The 1227-nt window shown below is 71.1% G+C and carries 2 protein-coding genes; both read left to right on the top strand.

Annotation, left to right across the window (positions count from 1 at the left end):
- Window positions 1-510: winged helix-turn-helix domain-containing protein (locus HA630_RS19925; protein ID WP_243855561.1), on the top strand; the 510-nt coding region annotated here is incomplete at its 5' end.
- Window positions 497-1227: HAMP domain-containing protein (locus tag HA630_RS19920; protein ID WP_166837115.1), on the top strand; the 731-nt coding region annotated here is incomplete at its 3' end. The genes HA630_RS19925 and HA630_RS19920, both read left to right, overlap by 14 nt.

Below are 1227 nucleotides of genomic sequence, written 5' to 3'. Positions count from 1 at the left end.
GCGGCCAACGACCGCACGCCCATCATCATGCTGACCGCCAAGGGCGAGGACGTGGACCGCATCGTCGGCCTGGAGGTGGGTGCCGACGACTACCTGGGCAAGCCCTTCAACCCGCGCGAACTGCTGGCGCGCATCCACGCGGTGCTGCGCCGCCGTCCGCCGCCCGAGATGCCGGGGGCGCCGTCGCAGGATGCCGAGGTGGTGCGCTTCGGCCCCTTCGAGCTGGACCTGGGCCAGCGCACCCTGACGCGCGACGGCGTGGACGTGGGCCTGACCACGGGCGAGTTCGCCATGCTCAAGGCGCTGGTGCGCCACCCGCGCCAGCCGCTGTCGCGCGACAAGCTGGCGCAACTGGCCCGTGGGCGCGAGTTCGAGCCCTTCGACCGCAGCCTGGACGTGCAGGTGTCGCGGCTGCGCAAGCTGATCGAGAACGACCCGTCCTCCCCTCGCTACCTGCAGACCGTGTGGGGGGTAGGCTACGTCTTCGTGCCCGACGATGGGCAAGCCTGAGCCGCCCCGAGCGCCCCCCACCCAGGCCGGGGCGCAGCGCAGCATCGGCCTGTTCTGGCGCACCTTTCTGCTGCTCGGGCTGCTGCTGCTGGGTTCGGTGGTGGCGTGGTTCCAGACCTTTCGCACGCTGGAAGAAGAGCCCCGCGCGCTGCAAAGCGCCCACCAGTTGGCGTCGCTGGTCAACCTCACGCGGGCGGCGCTCGTGCACGCGGACGCGATCGCCCGCGTCTCGCTGGTCAAAACCCTGGTGGACGAGGAAAACGTGCGCATCGCCGTGCGCGAACCCACCGACACCCACCTGCCCTACAACCAGACCACCCACAACCGCCGCATCAGCGAGGTGCTGGCGTCCCGCCTCGGCCAGGACACCCTGGTCGCGCGCGAGGTCAACGGCTTTCCCGGACTGTGGATCGGCTTCGACATCGGGGCCGAAACCTACTGGCTGCTGGCCGACCCGGAACGGGTGGACGCGATCGGCGGGGTCACCTGGCTGGTCTGGCTGGGCATCGCCGGCAGCCTGTCGCTGCTGGGGGCGGCGGCCATTGCGCGCCTGATCGACCACCCGCTCAAGCGCCTGTCGTGGGCGGCGGCACGGGTGCGCGAGGGCGACTTCCAGGCCAGCCGCCTGGACGAAACCGTGCCGACCACCGAGATCCGGGCGGTGAACGTGGGTTTCAACCGCATGGCCGAGCGCCTGGCCAAGGCCGAGGCCGACCG

It is taken from the genome of Aquabacterium sp. A08 (genome assembly GCF_011742065.1).
Note: the sequence above shows the minus strand (reverse complement) of the source record. Positions and strands in the feature narration are given on the sequence as shown.